14 protein-coding genes and 1 tRNA gene are annotated in these 19,246 nt (G+C 66.7%); 9 read left to right on the forward strand and 6 right to left on the reverse strand.

What is annotated here, in order from left to right; translation table 11 throughout:
• The first annotated feature begins 9 nt into the window (after window positions 1–9).
• A complete protein-coding gene (locus Q5064_RS00335) occupies window positions 10–591 on the forward strand; it encodes an A24 family peptidase (RefSeq protein WP_302961276.1) in 582 nt (193 codons plus the stop codon).
• A 168-nt stretch (window positions 592–759) separates the two neighbouring features.
• Here the strand turns inward: Q5064_RS00335 and Q5064_RS00340 are convergent, their stop codons facing one another.
• Window positions 760–3,867, reverse strand: a complete 3,108-nt coding sequence (locus Q5064_RS00340; RefSeq protein ID WP_302961277.1) for a YDG domain-containing protein — start codon at window positions 3,865–3,867, stop codon at window positions 760–762.
• 213 nt (window positions 3,868–4,080) lie between these two features.
• On the opposite strand from Q5064_RS00340, the gene Q5064_RS00345 reads away from it, so the two are divergent.
• Window positions 4,081–4,156, forward strand: a tRNA-Phe gene (locus tag Q5064_RS00345).
• 85 nt (window positions 4,157–4,241) lie between these two features.
• Here Q5064_RS00345 and yfcE read toward each other — a convergent pair.
• Window positions 4,242–4,784 (reverse strand): phosphodiesterase, encoded by a 543-nt coding sequence (yfcE, locus tag Q5064_RS00350; RefSeq protein ID WP_302961278.1) that lies wholly within the window; start codon window positions 4,782–4,784, stop codon window positions 4,242–4,244.
• Between the two features lie 366 nt (window positions 4,785–5,150).
• Here yfcE and Q5064_RS00355 point away from each other — a divergent pair, with 366 nt between their 5' ends.
• Both Q5064_RS00355 and Q5064_RS00360 read left to right on the forward strand, forming a co-directional pair.
• The gene (locus Q5064_RS00355; RefSeq protein WP_302961279.1) at window positions 5,151–6,326 is read left to right on the forward strand and encodes an FIST signal transduction protein; all 1,176 of its coding nucleotides are present in this window, start codon (window positions 5,151–5,153) and stop codon (window positions 6,324–6,326) included.
• 182 nt (window positions 6,327–6,508) lie between these two features.
• The gene (locus Q5064_RS00360) at window positions 6,509–7,942 is read left to right on the forward strand and encodes an aldehyde dehydrogenase (protein ID WP_302961281.1); all 1,434 of its coding nucleotides are present in this window, start codon (window positions 6,509–6,511) and stop codon (window positions 7,940–7,942) included.
• 134 nt (window positions 7,943–8,076) lie between these two features.
• Here the strand turns inward: Q5064_RS00360 and Q5064_RS00365 are convergent, their stop codons facing one another.
• The 4 genes from Q5064_RS00365 to Q5064_RS00380 all read right to left on the reverse strand — a co-directional run bounded on the left by Q5064_RS00365 (window position 8,077) and on the right by Q5064_RS00380 (window position 12,927).
• Window positions 8,077–8,994: a hypothetical protein gene (locus Q5064_RS00365; protein ID WP_302961283.1), complete on the reverse strand. Its 918-nt coding sequence runs from the start codon at window positions 8,992–8,994 to the stop codon at window positions 8,077–8,079.
• Between the two features lie 174 nt (window positions 8,995–9,168).
• Window positions 9,169–9,993 (reverse strand): pyrroline-5-carboxylate reductase, encoded by an 825-nt coding sequence (proC, locus tag Q5064_RS00370; protein ID WP_302961285.1) that lies wholly within the window; start codon window positions 9,991–9,993, stop codon window positions 9,169–9,171.
• A 356-nt stretch (window positions 9,994–10,349) separates the two neighbouring features.
• Entirely contained in the window at window positions 10,350–11,753 is a 1,404-nt protein-coding gene (locus Q5064_RS00375) for an APC family permease (protein ID WP_302961286.1), read from the reverse strand.
• A 268-nt stretch (window positions 11,754–12,021) separates the two neighbouring features.
• Window positions 12,022–12,927 carry an acetamidase/formamidase family protein gene (locus Q5064_RS00380; protein WP_302961288.1) on the reverse strand — a complete coding sequence of 302 codons (906 nt, stop codon included), beginning with the start codon at window positions 12,925–12,927 and terminating at the stop codon, window positions 12,022–12,024.
• Window positions 12,928–13,221: 294 nt separating this feature from the next.
• Between Q5064_RS00380 and Q5064_RS00385 the strand changes: the two genes are divergently transcribed.
• From Q5064_RS00385 to Q5064_RS00405, 5 genes are all read left to right on the forward strand, one after another.
• A complete protein-coding gene (locus Q5064_RS00385) occupies window positions 13,222–14,838 on the forward strand; it encodes an amino acid adenylation domain-containing protein (RefSeq protein WP_302961290.1) in 1,617 nt (538 codons plus the stop codon).
• Window positions 14,835–16,013 carry an alanine racemase gene (locus tag Q5064_RS00390; RefSeq protein WP_302961291.1) on the forward strand — a complete coding sequence of 393 codons (1,179 nt, stop codon included), beginning with the start codon at window positions 14,835–14,837 and terminating at the stop codon, window positions 16,011–16,013. Before Q5064_RS00385 ends, Q5064_RS00390 begins: the two co-directional genes overlap by 4 nt.
• Before the next feature lie 85 nt (window positions 16,014–16,098).
• Window positions 16,099–16,344, forward strand: coding sequence for an acyl carrier protein (locus tag Q5064_RS00395; RefSeq protein ID WP_302961293.1), 246 nt, complete (start codon window positions 16,099–16,101; stop codon window positions 16,342–16,344).
• Window positions 16,345–16,374: 30 nt separating this feature from the next.
• Window positions 16,375–17,979 carry an MBOAT family protein gene (locus Q5064_RS00400; protein ID WP_302961295.1) on the forward strand — a complete coding sequence of 535 codons (1,605 nt, stop codon included), beginning with the start codon at window positions 16,375–16,377 and terminating at the stop codon, window positions 17,977–17,979.
• 39 nt (window positions 17,980–18,018) lie between these two features.
• A complete protein-coding gene (locus Q5064_RS00405) occupies window positions 18,019–19,245 on the forward strand; it encodes a hypothetical protein (protein ID WP_302961296.1) in 1,227 nt (408 codons plus the stop codon).
• The last annotated feature ends 1 nt before the right edge of the window (window position 19,246 follow it).

Genomic DNA, 19,246 nt, shown 5'->3' on the forward strand with positions numbered 1-19,246 from the left:
GCTTCTCCCATGACCTATATCTCCATCGTCACCCTTGCCGCCTACGGCCTCGTGCTCGCCTTCCTCGCCGCCATCGCGGTGGTGGATGTGCGCGAGCGGCGCGTGCCGAACGTGCTGTCGGGCGGCTTGGCGGCGCTGTGGCTGCTGTGGCGCGTGGTGCTCGGCTTTGCGGGGCGCCATATGGGACTCGGCTTCCGGGCGGAGTTCCTGGCGCCGGCTCCCACGGTGACGGTGCCCCCGGGGCTGGAGATCGTCGGCGCCTCGTTTGCCGGCGGCATTATCGGTGCCGTCATCCTGGGCGGCGGTCTGCTCGTGCTCACGGCGCTGTACGAGGCCATCACCCACAAGGAGTCGTTCGGCGGCGGCGACATCAAGCTCATGGCGGCCCTGGGTCTGTTCCTCGGCGCCGAGCGCGGGCTCATCTGCCTGCTCGCCGCCTGTCTGGCGAGCGTGCTGTACGCCCTGGCGCGCGCGGCGTGGCGGCGCATCGGCAAGCGCTGTGAGGAGCAGGGAGGCACGGCGGCCTTCAAGGAGGCGATGCCCTTCGCCCCCTTCATCGCCTTCGGCACGCTGTTCGCCTTCGTGGCGTAAGAGTTCCCGGGCAGTTGGATCTGCGGCCGGGCGGCGCGGGGTCGTGGCGAGGGTTCCTTCTGCTGCGCGCCGCCCGGCGTAAGCGGGCTCGGTAAATGGGGAAAGACGAAAGCGCCCCGCCTGCTGTGAGTGCAGGCGGGGCGCTCGTTGTCGCGCGGAGTGCGGTCTCTAGTCGCGGCAGCGGCGACGGGCGATGGCCAGGGCGGCCGCACCGCCCGCGAGGCCGATCAGCGCCGCGCCGATGGGTGCCTCGTCGCCGGTCTGGGCGAGGCGGTGGCGGCTGGTCGTCACGGAGGTTCCCTCCTCGTCGGCACCTTCCACCACGTAGGTCAGGCGCACGATTCTGTCAGGGCCGCCGTTGGGGTCGTGGTAGACGGCTGTGACGTAGTAGGTGCCGGGACGCGTGGGATCGATGAAGTCTACCTCTTCGCCGTTCAGGGTGATGGTGATCTCGGGCTTCACGTCGGCGGGCACCTTGTCGGGCCACTCGGTCTTGATCTCCTTGTCGATGTCGTCCTTGGTGATGGGCTTGCCGTTCGGATCAACAGGGCGCGTCACCGTCTCGTCGACCACCACATCGCCGGCGGGCGGCTGGGTGCCGTCGGGGTTTTCGGGAGTGCCGGGCTCCTCGGGCTTGCCGGGGTCGTCAGGCTTCGGCTCGGAGACGACGTACTCGAAGCGCACCACCTTGTCCTCGCCGCCATCGGGATCGGGGTAGGTGGCGATGACCACGTAGTGCCCCGGCACGGTGGGATCGATGGAGTCCACTTCCTCGCCGTCCTTGATGATGGTGATGATCGGATCGGTGTCGGGCACCTTGCCGCCGATCTGATCCTTCACGATGTCGTCGAGGTCGTCCTTGGAAATGGGGGGCCTGCCGGGGGTGACCTCCTCCTCGATGGTGCCTCCCTCGATGAGGTCGCCGATCTCGCCGAGCGCGCCGTCGCCGGCCGGATCGGCGGTCACGACCACCTTCGTCGGCTTCAGGGTGAGAAGGTAGTTGCCGATGTCGTAGCGGCCGCCTCCCAGGTCCTTCACGTTCGTGATGGGCGCGTCGAAGGAGGCGCCGCCGGCCTGCGCGGCCAGGGCGCGGGCGGCCTTGGCTGCGGCGCCGAGGGGGTTCACCTCGGAGAAGTGGACGGCCACGGTGTAGGTGCCGGCCTGGGGATTCTGCGCATCGAGCGCGGCCCCGTCGCTATCGCGCGTGCAGGTGAGCGTGGCCTCGCCCAGGATGGAGGCGATGCCGCTTTCGACGCGCTGGGCGTCGCGGGGTGCGAGCATGTTGGCGGCCCAGGGCGACGTGGCGCTGTCGTGCACGTCCTCGTCGCTTGCAAAGGCGATGGGAGCGCCCGCCTCGTCGTTGAGCGGCTTGCCCTCGAGGCCCCAGCGCACCGTGGCCGATGCGCTTACCACCAGCTCGCGGGGAACGATGCGGGCCGCAAGCTCGAGGGAGCCGTCCTCCTTCACGCCGGCCAGGGTGTAGTTGGAGGTGGCGTTGCCGTCGGCCGTCTCCAGGCGCGCGCCCTGCAGCACGACCTTGGTATCGCCCACTTCAGAGGTGACGTAGGCCGCGGAGTCGGCGGCGATCTTCACGTCGGAGGCGTGGGCGGGCAGCACGCCGGGCAGCGCCACGTTCCCGAGGCTGAAGTCAGAGGTGCCGTCGTACACCTTCTCGTACACCTTCGGCTGGGTGGTGCCGTCGGCGGTGGTCTCGCGGGTGGGATCCACCGTGGCGGGGCGCACCGTGAAGGTGGCGGTGCCGGCGACGAACTCGGTGCCGTCGTCGGCGTTGGGCTTGGTGGAGGTCACCTTGTAGCGCCCGGCGCGGTAGGGCACCTCGCTCTCGGGCACGGTGATGGGCCGGCCGTTCTCGTCGAGGATGTCGTTGCCGTTGGCATCGATCAGGGTGTAGGTGCGCGTTACCTGGTCGGACGTGGGATCGAGCACGCCGCCGTTGATGTTCTCGCTCACCTTGAGCGTCTGGCCCAGATTGATGCTGTCGGCCTCGGTGGTGATGGTGCGCTCCTCGGGGTCGACGTTGATGTCGACCTTCACGTACACGTCCACGTTCACGTCGACATCGGCGTCGCCGTCGTTGCCGGGGTTGTCCGGATCCTCCATATCATCCTCAAGGCCGCCGTATTCAATAACGTAGCAGCATTTCTGGTGCGCGCCGTTGTTGGGGTAGTTGGGGTAGTCGTTCCACTTCCCGATGTTTCCCGCTGCGGTGGCGACGCCGGCGGAGTTCTTCTGGCTGTACATATGCAGGCAGTACTCGCCCGAGGGCTGGGCGCCGGCGTTGTCGTACGACCCGATGTTCTTAGCGTTGTTCGGCTCGCCCGAGGCGAAGCTGAAGTACGCGTTGCCGCCGGTGACAGGATCCTTGACTGTCTGCGCCGCGCCCGCCGCCGTCATGCGGCAGATCTCCATAGGAGTGCCGCCCGGCCCCATGGTGGCCTCGGGGCCGGTGACCCAGTAGAAGCTATAGGGCCATCCGGTAGCCGGATTCTGCCAAGTGAACCCCGTGTTCGCCACGGCGCCGAGGGTGGGCTCGGCCGTTCCGCCCATCCACATGTTCGTGTCGATGAGCGTGGTGATGAAGCTGGACTCCTTGGCGCTCGTGACGGTGACGAGGTAGCCCTTCATGCCCATGTAGGGCTCGGCGGCCGCTGCCGCATCGCGGGCCTCGGTCCAGGTGGAGGGCTTGTTCACGTAGCGGTAGTAGTGCCCGTTCTCGGAGTTGTAGTCGTAGATGTCGGTAACGGGGGTGAGGCTCGCGATCATGCGCAGGCCCTTGGTGCCGCTGCCGCCGGCCAGGGTGACGCGCATGTGTTGCTGCAGGTACTCCTCCCACTTCTCGGCCGGCCAGCCTCCGTCTTCCTCGGCGGCGTTGGAGGCATTCACCGAGCGGTTGGCGGTCTTGCCCGTCACGACGAAGCCGTCCACGGTATCGAACTGCACGTCGTCGCCCGAGGTGATGGCGGTGGTGAACTGCACGGTGATGCTGCGGATGTTCTTGTCGGTATTCGCCGTGATCTTCAGATCGGGGAAGCGGTACACGTTGCCGTCGCGCACGGCGCGGCCGGCGACGATGGTGAGGACGGCGTCGTCGCCGTCATCGGCGAGGGCGCTTGCGGCCTCATGGAGGGTCGTGCTGTCTGCCCACGCAGCGGCCGGGGAGGCTGCTCCCGCAAGGCCCGCCGTGGCGATGATCGCGGCCAGGCTTGCAGCTGCTACACGCCCGGTAAGGTGCATTCCAAGCGAAAGGGACTTCATGGTGCGTCTTCTTTCCGTTGACAGGGTGTTTTGCGTGTAGGCATTATAACGCTGCGGTTACCGTTAGCCAACGGACACCCCTTTCAAAGGCGCGTTTCGTTCCGCACCGCTCCGGCGTCTCGTTCCGCGATTCTCGAAAAAACTTCTTGCAATGGGCATGGGCTCCCGCTAGAATATATGCTCGCGTCGAAAGCGATTGCTTTCCGCGCCCCTGGTCGGGTAGCTCAGTTGGTAGAGCAACGGACTGAAAATCCGTGTGTCGAGGGTTCAAGTCCCCCTCCGACCACCATAATCAAGAAGAGCCCCAGCAATGGGGCTCTTTTCATATCCGGGGGCTTCGAGGCGCGAGCCCTGCGAAGGCGAGACTGCCCGCCCTACAGCTTCCTCAGCTCTACCGTGCCGTGTTCGTAGAGGGAGTAGCTGGCTGATCCGTCCTTGGGGTGGCCGGCGCTGCCGGGGTTGGCGAAGGTGATGTGGCTTGGTGCATCGTCTCCCAGGGCGGCCGGGGCGAACGCGCTTCCGATGCCCTTCACGTGGGTATGCCCGCTGAAGACGAACGAGCCGCGGGCGAGGCCCTCGATGGCCCGGCGAACATCGAGGTGTCCGTGGGTGAGGAAGAGGGTGGTGCCCTCGTCCACCACGAGCGCGTAGTCACCAAGGCAGGGGAAATCCAGCACCATCTGATCCACTTCCGCATCGCAGTTTCCGCGCACGGCGGTAATGCGGTCGGCATACTCGTTCAGCAATTTCGCCACCTCGGCAGGCGCGTAGCCCTCGGGCAGGGGGTTGCGCGGTCCGTGGTAGAGCAAATCGCCGAGTAGCAGGATGCGGTCGGCGTCCTCCTCGTGGAAGCGGGCGATGAGCGCTTCGGCCGCCGGCAGCGAGCCGTGGATGTCTGAGGCGATGAGATAGCGCACGGGGTTCCTCCTTCGCGTGGGGTCGTGCCAGTATAGCAGGGGTGTTGGCAACGCGATGGCGCGCACCTTGATGGGGGCGCGGAAGGCCGCCGCTGCGCGCTGGATTTGGCGGAGGCTGCCCCCGCTGCTGGCTGGCAGGCGGATGCCGTCGCGCCTGCCTTCGACGCGGTGAGAAGGGGCTCCAGGTTGTTGACGCAGCGTCTATATATGAAGGAAAAAGATTAGTCAACAACTTATCTTTAACTAATCGGGTAAGAGGTATGGAAATCTCGAAAAAAGGTAGCAATCGGTTAACTTTACGGTACCGATTAGCGTTACTATGACCCCCAGAGGCAATGACGCCTCATTTGAAATTAGGAGGAGACCATGTTCAAAGCTAACGTAGGTTCCAGCACTGCCGCCGACGCCCGCGCTGCGGGCAAGGAGGCCGCGGCCCAGGCGGCTGCCGGCCTCGATGCCACTCAGGTGGCCATGGTGTACTGCAGCTGCGCTTACGATGTTGACGAAGTGGTGGCCGGCGTAGGGGAGGCGCTTCCCGAAGTGCCTGTGCTGGGCAACACCTCGTTCACCGGCGTGGTGGTTCCGGGCGCCGGATACGTGGGTGGCGACGAGCCGTTTGTGGGTGTGCTCGCCCTGTCCGACGACGCCATGACGGTGGGGGTGGCCGCGGCCGACCGCTCCGAGAACGACGACCCTGTGGTGGCGGGTGCCGCGCTGGCCACGGCGGCCATGGAGGCCGCGGGCCGCACCGATGCCCCCGACTACTTCTATATGGCCGCGTCCCCCGCTGAGGAGGAGTTCTATCTGAAGGGCATCGCCTCCGTCGTGGGTCGCATCCCGTTCTTCGGCGGTTCGGCTGCCGACAACTCCATCGCGGGCGAGTGGAAGCTCTACACCACCGGCGAGTCCTTCGCCGACGGCTGCGTGGCCGCGTTCTTCTGGGGCGGCCCGGCCATGACCAACGTGTTCACCGGCGCCTATCGCGAGACCGAGGATTTCGGCATCATCACCAAGATCGACGGCAACCGCACCCTCGTTGAGATCGACGGCGTGCCGGCGGCCAAGAAGTTCCAGGAGTGGACCGGTTGCACCGATGACGACATCGCCGGTGGCAACCTGCTCGCCTACACGGTGCTCTCGCCGCTGGGCGTGAAGGATCGCCTGGGCGACCTCATTGCCATCCGCCATCCCATGAACGGCAACGACGACTTCTCCATCAACGTGGGCAACAACCTGGCCGAGAAGACCTGCGTCATCCGCATGGAGGCCACGGTCGACGAGCTCATCCAGTCGGTGCCCGACACGCTGCGCGAGCTCATGGACCGCATGCCCGGCGAGCCCGCAGCCTTCCACCTGGTGCATTGCGGCGGCCGCCGCGCCGGCATCGACGCCCGCATCGGGGAAGTGGCTGCCGCCGTGGCCGAGGTGGCCGGCGACATTCCCTACCTCATGGAGTTCACCTTCGGCGAGTACGGCTTCGAGAGCGACAACAACAACACCTGCGGCGGCCTCATGCTGAGCTTCACCGGTTTCAGCAAGTAGTGACCCTGCTCTTGGATCCTCGCTTCTTATAAGGAAGAGAAGGGGAGGCGCGCGGGTGTTTGGCGCTGGGCTTTCTGCAGCGACTGAGACAGTCCAGTGGACTGTCTCACCAAGCGAAGCCTGCCCGAGCTAAATGCCCGCGGACCTTCCCGGACAAGCATCGAACAAAGGAGTTTATTTCTATGAAGATGTTCATTAACGGCAAAGCGGCCGATTCCTCCGACGGCGCTTCCATCGACGTTGTCAACCCGGCGACGGGCGTGGTGGTGGACACGGTTCCCGCCGCCACCGCCGAGGACGTGGCCGAGGCCGTGAAGTTCGCCCGCGCCGCCCAGCCCGAGTGGAACGCCGTGCCGGTGTGGAAGCGCGCCGAGATCATGATGGCCTTCCTCGACCTGGTGGAGCGCGACAAGGAGAAGCTCGCCCGCACCCTGTCCGACGAGACCGGCAAGCCCATCACCGAGGCCCGCGCCGAGATCGGCAACATTCCGATCGCCTTCAAGGCGTTCTCCGAGCGCGCGAAGCACCTCTACGACGAGGTCATCACCGCCGGCTGCGAGCAGGGTCAGGACACCACGGTGCTCATCACCCGCCGCGAGCCTCTCGGCGTGGTGGCCGCGGTCATCCCCTTCAACTTCCCCTGCGACCTGTTCGACCAGAAGGTGGCCCCGGCGCTTCTGGCCGGCAACTCCGTCATCGTGAAGCCCTCTACCGATAACCCGCTGACCCTGTGCATGCTGACCGCCCTGCTCGGCGAGGCCGGCGTTACCCCCGGTGCCGCCCAGATCGTCACCGGCCGCGGCTCGGTGGTGGGCCACGAGCTGTGCGCGAACCCCGACGTGGACCTCGTGACGCTCACCGGCTCCACCGAGGTGGGCATCGAGACCGCCGAGGTATGCGCCAAGACCCTCACCCACACCGCGCTGGAGCTCGGCGGCAACGACGCCTTCGTCGTGATGCCCGATGCCGACATCGAGCTGGCCGCTAGCGAGGTCATCTGGGGCCGTATGTACAACACCGGCCAGGTGTGCTGCGCTTCCAAACGCTTCCTCGTGCACGAGGACGTGGCCGAGGAATTCACGAAGAAGGTCGTGGAGAAGATCGGCGCCCTGAAGCAGGGTATGCCGTCGGAGGAGGACACCCAGATCGGCTGCCTCATCTCCGAGAAGGCTGCCAAGACCGTGGAGGAGCAGATCCAGCTTACCGTGCAGCAGGGCGGCAAGATCGTCCTCGGCGGCGGCCGCGACGGCGCCTTCATCGAGCCGACGGTCATCGTGGACGTGCCGAAGACGGCGGACGTGGCCATCGACATGGAGATCTTCGGCCCGGTGGTGCCCATCATCACCTTCAAGACCGCCGACGAGGCCATCGAGATCGCGAACGCCTCGAAGTTCGGTCTGTCCAGCTGCATCTTCTCGGCCGACCAGAAGACCTGCGCGAAGTTCGCCTGCGAGCTTGAGGCCGGCGGCGTGGTCATCAACGGCGCGAGCTTCTACCGCTCCTTCGAGCAGCCCTTCGGCGGCTACAAGTACTCCGGCATCGGCACCGAGGGCGTCATGAGCACCTTCGACGAGATGACCCACACCAAGTCCATCGTGCTGAAGAACATCCTGTAGGAGCTTCGGAATCAGAGCGCCGCCTGTAAGGGCGGTCAAGAAAGCGGGCCGGGAGAGATCCCGGCCCGCTTTGCTGTTGAGGAGCCCTCGGCTGGCAGCTGCCGTGAGGGATGTGAAGCTTGCTGCGGGGGCCCTCAGCTCACGGTGAAGAAGGCGTAGTCGGCTTCGCCCTGGGGGAAGGTGGCGTCGATTCGGTAGAGGTCGCCCGGCTCGATAGTGAACGCCGCTGCCCCGTCTTCCCCGAGCGTGCAGGGAACGTTGGTGTCATCGGCGGTGGGATCGACCTTCGCCGCGTCGGCGGTAGAGCCGGCGGCCAGCGGGATGCGCTCGATCTCCACCGAGGTGGGGTTCACCGAGAAGGCCGCGAAAGCGTCCACGGCGCCGCTGATGCGGGCGTCGGGCGCGCCGTCGAGCACAGTCCCATCGGCGTTCAGGATGTCCCCGTCCTGGGCCACGCGATCGGGGGTTCCGTCGGGCTGGTCGAAGGCCCATTCGTAGCTGTAGGGGTTCAGCATGACGCTCACCTGGGCGTCAGTCGTCTTGTAGTCGAGGTTGCCGACGGGCACCTGGCTCTGATCGGGCGCAGCGAACACGGTGTCCACAATGTCGGCGTACTGCTCGGCATCGGCGGGGCTTCCCTGCTCGACCACTTCCACCTTCGTGATGCCGGGGTACTGGCCGGGATAGCTCTCCAGCATGATGCCGTTGCCCGTCACCTGCACGATGTTGCCCGCCACCAGGTCGTCCTCGTCGACTTCCTGGCCGTTGTAGATGATGGCCGCGTCGTCGATGTTGGTGGGAATGTAGGGGGTCTGGGTCTCCTGGTCGACGAAGAGCAGCTCGTCGCCGTTGGCGTAGGCCACCATGGCCGTACTGGTCACCTCGCCGGCCGCCGGCTCGCCGCCGGCGTTCGGCTGCGCTGCAGCGTCGTCGCTGCGCGTTGCGGGGGCAGCCTCGTTGGAGCCGCCCTGGAGGGAGCAGGCCGAGCACGCCATGAGCCCGAAGGCCAGCATCGCCATGGCCGCGACGCGCAACGTTTTCGTCATGTTCATAGTTCCGCCTTTCAGAGGGGATGCGGGCTCAATCATAGTCCGCTCGACGCGCAGATTGGAAAACGGTAGCCGAACCGTAGGCGGCTCGGGGCTGAAAGCGCTTCCGGGGCGTACCCTTTGCGTGAGGATCTGGCGTTCGAGCCGCCAGGTCCTCACGCCGCATGCCGGGACGGGCTACAGCTCCTTCGCCTTCGTGACGCAGGCGCCGACGGCCTCCATGGCCGCTGCCCGGAAGGCGCGCTGCTCCAGGGCGCGCACGCCCTCGATGGTGGTGCCGCCCGGCGAGCACACCATGTCCTTCAAGTCTCCCGGGTGGCGGCCCGTTTCCAGCACGAGCTGCGCCGATCCGGCCACGGCCGCCGCCGCGAACTCGTAGGCTTGGGCGCGGGGCATGCCCGCTTCCACGGCGCCGTCGGCCAAAGCCTCGATGAACATGAACACAAAGGCCGGCGAGCTGCCCGCCACCGCGCTCGCGGCATCCATCAGGCGCTCGGGGATGACGATGGCGCGGCCGAAGCTCTCCATGAGCGCGAGGCAGGCGGCCTCGTCGGCTTCGGTAGCTCCGGGGCCGGGGCACGCGGCGGTGCATCCGGCGTTTACGAGGGCCGGGGTGTTCGGCATGCAGCGGATGAGGTGCATGGTGCTCACGTCGCGCGCGAACAGCGCGGCGATGCGCTCCAAAGTGAGGCCGGCGGCGATGGAGATGACCAGGGCGTCGGGGCGCACCGCGTCACGAATCTCATCGATGACCTCGCCGAAGAACTGCGGCTTCACGGCCAGCACCAGTACGTCGGCGCCTGCTGCCACCTCGCGGTTGTCGGCGGTTACGGCAATGCCGAACTCCTCGGCCCGCGCCCGGCGCGTGGCCTCGGTCTTGGCCGAGCCGATGATGTCGCCGGCGCTCAGGGGCGCCTGGCCGTCCAGACTCACGCCCTTCCGCAGCATGCCGCCGATGATGGCGCTCGCCATGTTACCCAGCCCGATAAACCCGATTCTCACAGGTGCCTTCCTTTCTGTTGGCCCAATCTCGCGTGGTCGCTCAAGCGAACAGCCTTGTTTTGACCACGCATTTGACCTGGAATTTTTCAACAAATTACCAGGTCAAACACCCTGTATCAACATGGACAAAAAGGGCATCTTTGCACGAGCACAGTATACAAGAAGCGCCCCCGGCCGAACCGGGGGCGCTTCGCGGGCGTCATATGCGGCGCAGATCGCGCGCCGCGGCCCATGCGCGGGTGGCGTGTCAGGCCTGCGCGTCGTGCAAGGTCTGTCGCGACCTTGCCTGGGCTGCATGGCGCGGCTCTGCGCGGGTGGCGCATCGTAAGGTCGCGCGACGTGCGCCTGTCGCTACCCTACACCTCGAGGTGCTTGAAGGCCTCGGGCACTTCCTTGAAGCCCTTGGAGATGACGGCGGCGATAATGAGACCCACGATAAACCAGCTGACACCCACGCCGTAGGTGAGCGCGTCGAAGCCGGTGAACACGTAGATCAGAATGAGAATGCCGATCCAGGGGCAGATGAGGTAGCGCAGGACGGCCTTCCCGCCACGCTGCTTCTCCTTGCACCAGAAGTACCAGAACACGCCGAAGTTCAGCACGATGAACGAGGCGAGGGCGCCGAAGTTCACCATGGGGGCGAGCACGGTCATGCCGCCGAACTGGCCGGCGGTCAGGGTGAGGATCAGCGAGAAGCCGCCGAGGAAGATGGCCGCCACCCAGGGGGTCTGGTACTTGGGATGCACCTTGCCGAGCACGCGGGGGAGCACGCCGTCGCGGCCCATGGAGAACAGCAGGCGCGAGGAGGCGATCTGGGCGTTCATGATGTTGGCAATGCCGATGGCGACGATGTTGATGACGAGCATGAAGTTCTGCAGGAGCAGGCCGCCGGCGGTGTAGCAGGCGTCGAAGAAGCCCATGTCGGGGTCGGTGTTCGCCCAGTCGGGCAGGATGAGGGCCGCCACGTAGGTCTGAACCACGAACACCACGATCATAATGCACAGGGCGATGAGGATGCCCTTGCCGATGTTCTTCTCGGGCTGGTAGGTCTCCTCGGCGAGGGTGGACATGCCGTCGAAGCCGAGGAAGGACAGGCAGGCGAGGGACACGGCGGTGGCCACGAAGTGGAGGTCGACCTCGCCGGGCTTGTAGAACGGCTCGGTGGAGAACTCGCCGTAGCCGCCGCCACCGGAGACGTACATGCAGCCCACGGCGATGAACACGATGAGGGCGATGATCTCCACGGCGAAGATGACCCAGTCAACGCCCTTGGACATGGTGATGCCGCGCACGTTCACGAAGGTGTTGAAGGCGATGAACACAAGCACCCAGAGCCACCAGGGAGAACCGGGCACGAGCGTCGTTCCCCAGTTGGCCACCATGACCAGCAGCAGCGAGGGCACCAGGATGTAGTCCAGCAGGATGAGCCAGCCGGACATGAAGCCCACGTGCGGGTTGATGGCGCGCTGCACGTAGGAATACACCGAGCCCGCGATGGGGAACTTGTTGGACATGGCGGCGTAGCTCAGAGCGGTGAAGCTGATGGCCACGAAGCCGATGATGTACACGAGCGGGGTGAGGCCGCCGGATTCCACCTGCAGCGAGCCCCAGATGGACTGCGGTGCAATGAGCACCATGAACAGCACGCCATACAAGATGACGTCGTGAAGCCGAAGGCCGCGCTTCAGCTCCTGCTTGTAGCCGAAGGCCTCGATGTCCTCACCGAGACCGATCGTCGGCTCTTGAACGGGTTTTGACATTCCTGTCTCCTTCCTTTCCGTTCCCTTTCCTTTCCCTCTATCTCAAATCTCGCCAAAAGCGCATGGGCGAAGCGGGCTGCGCGGGGCGGTGCGCCCCGCAGGCCTCAAGGCCCGTGCGTTCTCGGCGAGGGTTGAGCGAATACGCCGCGCCTCGTGGGACGGCGGGCGTCTCCCTCGCGACGCGCGGATGCTCCCCAGCATGCCGCACGTCGTCGGCACCCGGCGCCGGCGGCTCCCCGCCAGCACCGCGCCGTCAGGCCCCGAGCTCCTAGCCCACCAGCGGCGGGAACTGGGGCAGCTTGGGGGTGCCGATGCGCAGGGACAGCTGCACCTCGCAGGGCTTGCATCCCTGGCTGATCTCCACGTCGGACTGCACCGACATGTACATGTAGGTGTCCACGGCGTCCCAGCCGGTAATGCGCATGAGCAGGCGCTGCATCTCCTTCGATGCGCACACGAGCGCCTCGTTGTACTCCTGGGCGCTGGCGTTCACGTACCACTTGCCCGCCGGGCCGAAGGTCTCCAGCACGGGCCAGTGCAGCTCGAAGTTCTTCAGCACGCCCACGCGCACGGTGATCTCGGCGGCAATCTCGATGCCGGTGCCGCACAGCTCCGCGTCGCCCATGGTGGCGTGCACGTCGCCCATCTGCAGCAGGGCGCCGGGAACGCGTACGGGGAAGTAGAGGCGGGTGCCTTTGGTGATGAGCTTGTTGTCCATGTTGCCACCGTAGTTGCCCACGAAGCCGTCGGCCGGCGCGCCCTCGGCCGGGGCGGTGCCGATGACGCCGATCATAGGGTTGATGGGGAAGCGCACGCCGTTGAAGTCGGCCATGCCGTCCTTAATGCGGATCTTCTTCGTGCGGTAGTCGGTGCCCTCGAACAGCGGCCCGCAATGGTCGTCGGTGGCGATGGTACCCTCGTCGGCCACCTGGATGTCGTAGATGTCCACCACGAGCACGTCGCCCACCTCGGCGCCTTCCACGTACACGGGGCCCGCGGCCGGGTTGGTGATGTTGTAGGAGAAGTCCATGTCGCGCATGGTGACCGACTCGTCGGTGAGGCGGCCCGAGAAGCAATCGAGGCTCTTGAACACGAGTACCTCGCCCGGATGCGCGGTATAGCACGGCGGGTTGTCCTTCGAGAACGCGTACACCCTCTCTTCGATAATCTGCATGAGTGCCCCCTAAGCACGTCGGACACGGCCCAAAAACTGCGCCGCGAAATAGATGGAACCATGATACTCCCTCTCAGGTTTCCTACAGATTGCGCGGCCATAGTTTTTTGCGCTAGTGCAAGAAAGAGGCCCCGAACGCGCGGGCTGCGGCGCAGGGGAGGTGCGCTTGGGGGCGCGAAACCATCCAATCGGCGTACCGTTGGCAAAATGTTAAGGTTTTCCCTTATGAATCTTGACCACTTTCCCAGGACGTTTACTAGAATGGAAAAGCTGCCCTAAGGGAAGGAATACGGCATGCCGCTGCGAAGAAGCGTACTCTCATACTTGGAAAATGATGCCGACCGGCATCCCGACCGCGTCGCCGTCATCGACGAGCACGGATCGTGCACCTACGCCGCGCTGCGCGAGCGCGCCCAGGGAGCCGGCACGGCGCTCGCGGCCCGCAACGCCACGCATCGGGCCGTGGTGGTGTACATGGAGAAGGGCGCGGACGCGCTGAGCATCATGCTGGGGGCCCTGTATGCCGGCGGCTTCTACGTGCCGGTGGATCCGCAGGTGCCCGCCGACCGCCTCGCGCGCATTGCCGGCGCCCTGGGCAACCCCCTCGTGGTGGCCGACGCCGACCGCATGGCCGCCGCCGCGGCGGCGCTGCCCGAGGGCGGCGAGCTTCTGGCGGCCGACGAGGTGCTCGCGGGTAAGGCCGATGCGGAGGCTCTCGCGGCAGCCCGTCGCGGCGTGACCGACTCCGACCCGGCCTACGTGCTGTTCACCTCGGGTTCCACGGGAACGCCGAAGGGCGTGGCCGTGAGCCATCGGGCCATCATCGACTTCATCGGCGATTTCGTCACGCTCTTCGGCTTTCGCGAGGACGACCGCGTGGCCAACCAGGCACCCTTCGACTTCGACGTGTCGGTGAAGGACATCTACGGCGCGCTCGCGGCCGGCTGCGCCCTCGTCGTGGTGCCGCGTCCTTTGTTCTCCCAGCCCGCGGCCCTCGTGGATTATTTGGAAGAGAAGCAGGTGACGGTGATGACCTGGGCCGTGGCAGCGCTCTGCCTCATCACGAGCCTGCACGGCCTGGAGGGCAAGACGCTCGCGTCGGTGCGCCGCGTGCTGTTCAGCGGCGAGGTGATGCCCGTGGAGCATCTGCGCACCTGGATGGAGCATCTGCCCGAGGCGCGCTTCGTGAACCTGTACGGGCCCACCGAGGTCACCTGCAACTGCCTGTACCATGAGATAGAGCGCGGGCGCGACTACGCCGAGGGCATCCCGCTGGGAGTCGCCTTCCCCAACCGCGAGGTGCTCGTGGTGGGCGCCGACGGCCGCGAGGTGAGCGAGCCGGGGGAGGTGGGCGAGCTTTTGGTGCGCGGCGTGTCGCTGGCCCTGGGCTACGTGGGCGATCCCGAGCGCACGGCGGCGTCCTTCACCCAGAACCCGCTGCACGACCGCTTCCCCGACCGCGTGTACCGCACGGGCGATTTGGCCGCCTACAACGAGTCCGGCGAGCTGTTCTACCGCGGGCGCGTGGACAACCAGATCAAGCACCAGGGCCACCGCGTCGAGCTGGAGGAAGTGGACCTGGCCATCGAGCGCGTGGCGGGCGTGCGCCGCTGCCGCTGCGCCTACGACAAGGAGCGCAAACGGCTCGTCGCCTTCTACGAGGGCGATGCCGACGTGGCGGCCGTGCGCGCGGAGGTGCACGAGAAGCTGCCGCCCTTCATGGTTCCCTCCCAGATTGCCGCCGTGGAGGAGATGCCGCTCACCAAGAACGGGAAGGTGGATCGCGCCGCCCTGCTGGAGCAGAGCCGCGCGGCCGCCCGCGCTCGCCGCGCCCGTATGCGGAGCGCCCGAGGCGCCCGTGCCGACCAGGCCGAGGGCGCAAGCCCCGCCGCGAGCGAAGGAGAACGATGAACGATTCCCGCCTCATAGCCGCCGCCGACGAGTTCGGCACGCCGCTGTACGTGTTCGACGAGGAGCCCCTGCGCGAGCGCGTGGCGCTTCTGGAGGACGTGCTCGGCCCGCGCGCGACGCTGTGCTTCGCCGTGAAGGCGAACCCGCTCGCCATCCCCCTCATCAGCCCCTACGTGCACCGCTTCGAGGTGTGCTCGCCCGGCGAGCTGCGCATCTGCCAGAACGTCGGCGTGCCGGCCGGAGAGATCGTGCTGTCGGGCGTGGCCAAGGACGAGGCGCTCATCCGCGGGCTTCTGGACGCGGGCGCCGAGGTGCACCGCTACACGGTGGAGTCGCGCCGCCAGTTCGACATGCTGCTGGAGCTGGCCCGCGAGTACGCGCGTCCCCTCCCGCTGCTGCTGCGCCTGACCTGCGGCAGCCAATTCGGCATGGACGAGGCCGACATCCGCGCCATCATCGCCGAGCACGGGAGCGACCCGGCGGTGGACATCTGGGGCATCCAGCAGTTCTCCGGCACCCAGAAGACCTCGCTGCGCCGGGTTGAGCGCGAGCTCGCCCGCGCCGATGCGCTCATGGAGGCTCTCGCCGCCGACTACGGCTTCGCCTGCCGGGAGTTCGAGTACGGCCCCGGGCTGCCCGCCGACTACTTCGCCGAGGAGGATCCCGCGGCGATGCGCGAGCACTTGGAAGGTCTGGCGGCGCGCCTGGACGCCATGGCGTTTGAGGGGCCCGTCACGTTGGAGATCGGCCGCGGTCTGGTGGCCTGGTGCGGTACTTACCTCACCCGCGTGGTGGATGCCAAGCGCAACCTCGGCGTGAACTACGCCATCGTGGACGGCGGCATCCACCACATCACCTACTACGGCGGCGGCCTGGGCATGAAGGCGTGGCCCGCCCGCCAGCTGGCCGCGCCCGACGAGCCTGTGGAGGACTGGACGATCTGCGGATCGCTGTGCACCACCAACGACATCCTCATGAAGGCGATGCCGGTGGCGGGCCTTGCGCCGGGAACCCTCCTCGCCTTCGAGAAGGCCGGCGCCTACTGCATGACCGAGGGCGTGGCGCTGCTGCTGTCGCGCGATCTGCCCGCCGTGGCCTTCGCCTGCGCCGACGGCTCGGTGCGCCTGGCGCGCGAGGCCTTGCGCACCGACCCGCTGAACACCCCGCTGACCTAAGGGTACCCCGCGCCGGGCCCTGCCGCCCCGCAGCCCGGCGCCGACGATACGACCGACGAACTGCTTCGAGAAAGGACGAGCAACCATGGAGGAACGCGAGACGATTCTGGAGATCTTGGACGAGCTGGCGCCTGGCGCCGATGTGGAGGGCTGCACCACCCTGGTGGACGACCGCGTGCTGGACTCCCTCACCATCGTGGCCCTGGTGGCCGAGCTCGAGGATGCCTTCGACATCACCATTCCCGCCGTGGAGGTGGTGGTGGAGAACTTCAACTCCGTGGACGGCCTGACGGCCATGGTGCAGCGCCTCGTCGAGGACCAGCTCGACTAGCCTTCAAGACGGGAACGACGCACTAGACCTATGACCTCATACTTCTCCTTTATATTCCTGGCGGCCTTCCTGCCCGTCGTGGTGGTGCTGTACGCCGTCACGCCGCGCCGCGCGCGCTGGGCGGTGCTGCTGGTCGCCAGCTACGTGTTCTTCTTCTGGCTCTCCCGCGAGCTGATACTGGCGCTTGTGGCGTCCACACTCTCCATCTACGCCTCCGGCCTCGGCTTGGGCGCGCTTATCGATCGGCGCCAGGCGGCCGTGAAGGCGGCGAAGTCGGGCAAGCGCGAGATTCGCGCCGCCTACGCCCGCAAGATGAAGCTCGTGATGGCCGCGGGCCTGCTCGTGAACTTCGGGCTGCTGGCCGCCTTCAAGTACCTGCACTTCTTCGCCTCGGTGATCGACGGGGCCTTGGGGGTGTTCGGCATCGTGCTGAACACCGAACTGCCCGTGTGGGCCGCTCCCATCGGCATCTCGTTCTACACGCTCATGGCCGGTTCCTACCTGATCGACGTGTACCGCGGCACGGTGCAAGCCGACAGGAACCTCGGCCGCGTGGCGCTGTTCCTCGGCTTCTTCCCGCAGATCATGGAAGGCCCCATCTGCCGCTACGGGCAGACGGCCGACCAGCTCATGGCCGGCGCCCCGGTCACTCGCGCGAACCTGTACGCGGGCACGCTGCGCATGCTGTGGGGCCTGGGGAAGAAGATGATCGTGGCCGACCGCCTGAACGCCTTCGTGAAGCCGGTGTTTTCCGACTACACCGCCTACGACGGGGGCATCATCGCCCTGGGCGCGGTGCTCTACACCGTGCAGCTGTACTGCGACTTCTCGGGCACCATGGACGTGGCCCTCGGCATGGGCCGCATCTTCGGGGTGTCGCTGCCGGAGAACTTCCGCCAGCCCTTCTTCTCGCGCACGGCAGCCGGGTTCTGGCAGCGCTGGCACATCACGCTGGGAACGTGGCTGCGCGACTACATCTACTACCCGGTGTCGCTTTCCAAGCCGCTGAAGAAGCTCACGAGCAAGGCGCGCAAGTGCTTCGGCAACCGCTACGGGCCGCTTCTGGCCTCGTCGGCCGCGCTGTTCTGCGTGTGGTTCGGCAACGGCCTGTGGCACGGCGCCGGCAGCCAGTACATCTTCTTCGGCCTGTACTACTTCGTGCTCATCGTGGCGGGAAGCCTCATCGAGCCCACCGCCGTCCGCCTGGCCGAGCGCGCGGGCATCAGCCGCGACTCGGCGGGCTACCGCGCCTTCCAGATCGCGCGCACGCTCGTGGTCATCGTGGTGGGCGAGCTGTTCTTCCGGGCCGAGGGTCTCGATGCGGGCCTCGCCATGTTCGGCGCCATGGTATGCGACTTCAACCCGGCGTCGCTCGTAGACGGGTCGGTTTTTGGAGTTGGTGTCAGCGGCATCGGTTTGGACGGCCACGACCTGGCCATTGTGCTAGCATTCGTTGTCCTCATGCTGGTGGTGGGCCTCATCCGCGAGCGCGACGTGTCCATCACCGAGCGCGTGGCGGCCTGGCCGCTGCCCGCGCGCTGGGCGTTGTGGTACGCGCTGTTCTTCGCCGTGATCATCTTCGGGGCCTACGGCACGGCCTATGCGCCGGTTGACCCGATGTACGCCCAGTTCTAGCTGGTGAAACGCACCCGATACGCACAAAGGAAGCTTTCGTTGAACGAAGAGAAGCACACAGAGAAGACCGAGACGGCCGTAAGCGCGGTGGAGGAGTCCACGGCGCCTGCGGCCGACGCCGCCGCGGCCCGCGCCGAGGGAATCGCCCCCGATACCGCCGCCGCGCCCACCGACGGGGCCGAGCCCCTCTCCGCCGAGCCGGCGGCCCTGCATGGCGCGGCCCGCTGGCGTTCGCTGGGCAAGAGCCTCGCTGCGGGCGTGGCGTTCGTGCTGGTGGGGCTGCTCCTGCTGTACGGCGCCTCGCGTATCTTCGAGCCCAAGAGCAACGGCAACATCGGCGGTGTGAAGGCGGCCCATGTGGCGGCCAACGGCTTTCTCGGCGAGGCGCGGGACAGCCTCGATGCCCTGTTCATCGGCGACTCGGAGACCTACAGCGCCATCTCTCCCGTGGAGATTTGGAAGGACGCGGGCGCGGCCACCTACACCTGCGCCATCGGCGGCCAGAACCTCACCTACAGCCGCACCCTGCTCGAGCGGGCGCTGTCGGTGCAGAAGCCGCGCGTGGTGATGATCGAGGGCAACTCCCTGTTCAGGTCCTTCGACGAGAACAAGCTGCTGAAGAGCACCATTAAGGACATGTTCCCCATCTTCGAGCGCCACGACCGCTGGAAGGCGCTCACACTGCGCGACTTCGTCGGCGAGACGGAGAACGATCATGTGGACGACATGAAGGGCTTCCGCATGAAGTGGGCGCAGAACCCCGCCGACGCGAGCGCCTACATGGAGCCGACCGATGCCGTGGCCGAGGTGCCCGAGCTGACCAAATCGGTGCTCGCGGAGATGCGGGACATGTGCCGCGAGGCGGGCAGCGAGCTTGTCATCGTGGCCACGCCGAGCACCAAGTGCTGGTACACGTCGCGGCACAACGGGGCCCAGGCGGCCGCCGACGAGCTCGGCATCGACTTCATCGACCTGAACACGGGCGAGGACGCCGTGGCCATCGACTGGGATACCGACACGCGCGATGCCGGCGACCACCTGAACTTCCGCGGCGCGGTGAAGGTGTCCCGCGCGCTGGCCGACATCCTGCATGATCGCTACGGCGCGCCCGACCACCGCGGGGACGCGGCCTACGCCGAGGACTGGGGCCGCGCGGTGCGCCACCACGACCGCATGGTGGAGAAGGGCACGGCCATCGCGCCGGTTGGCAAGCCGGGCGACGCCATCACCCTGGCCGAGCTGCCGCCCCTGTACTACCCGTCCTAAG

This window comes from uncultured Adlercreutzia sp. (genome assembly GCF_958431955.1).
In the GTDB taxonomy this organism is placed as follows: domain Bacteria; phylum Actinomycetota; class Coriobacteriia; order Coriobacteriales; family Eggerthellaceae; genus Adlercreutzia.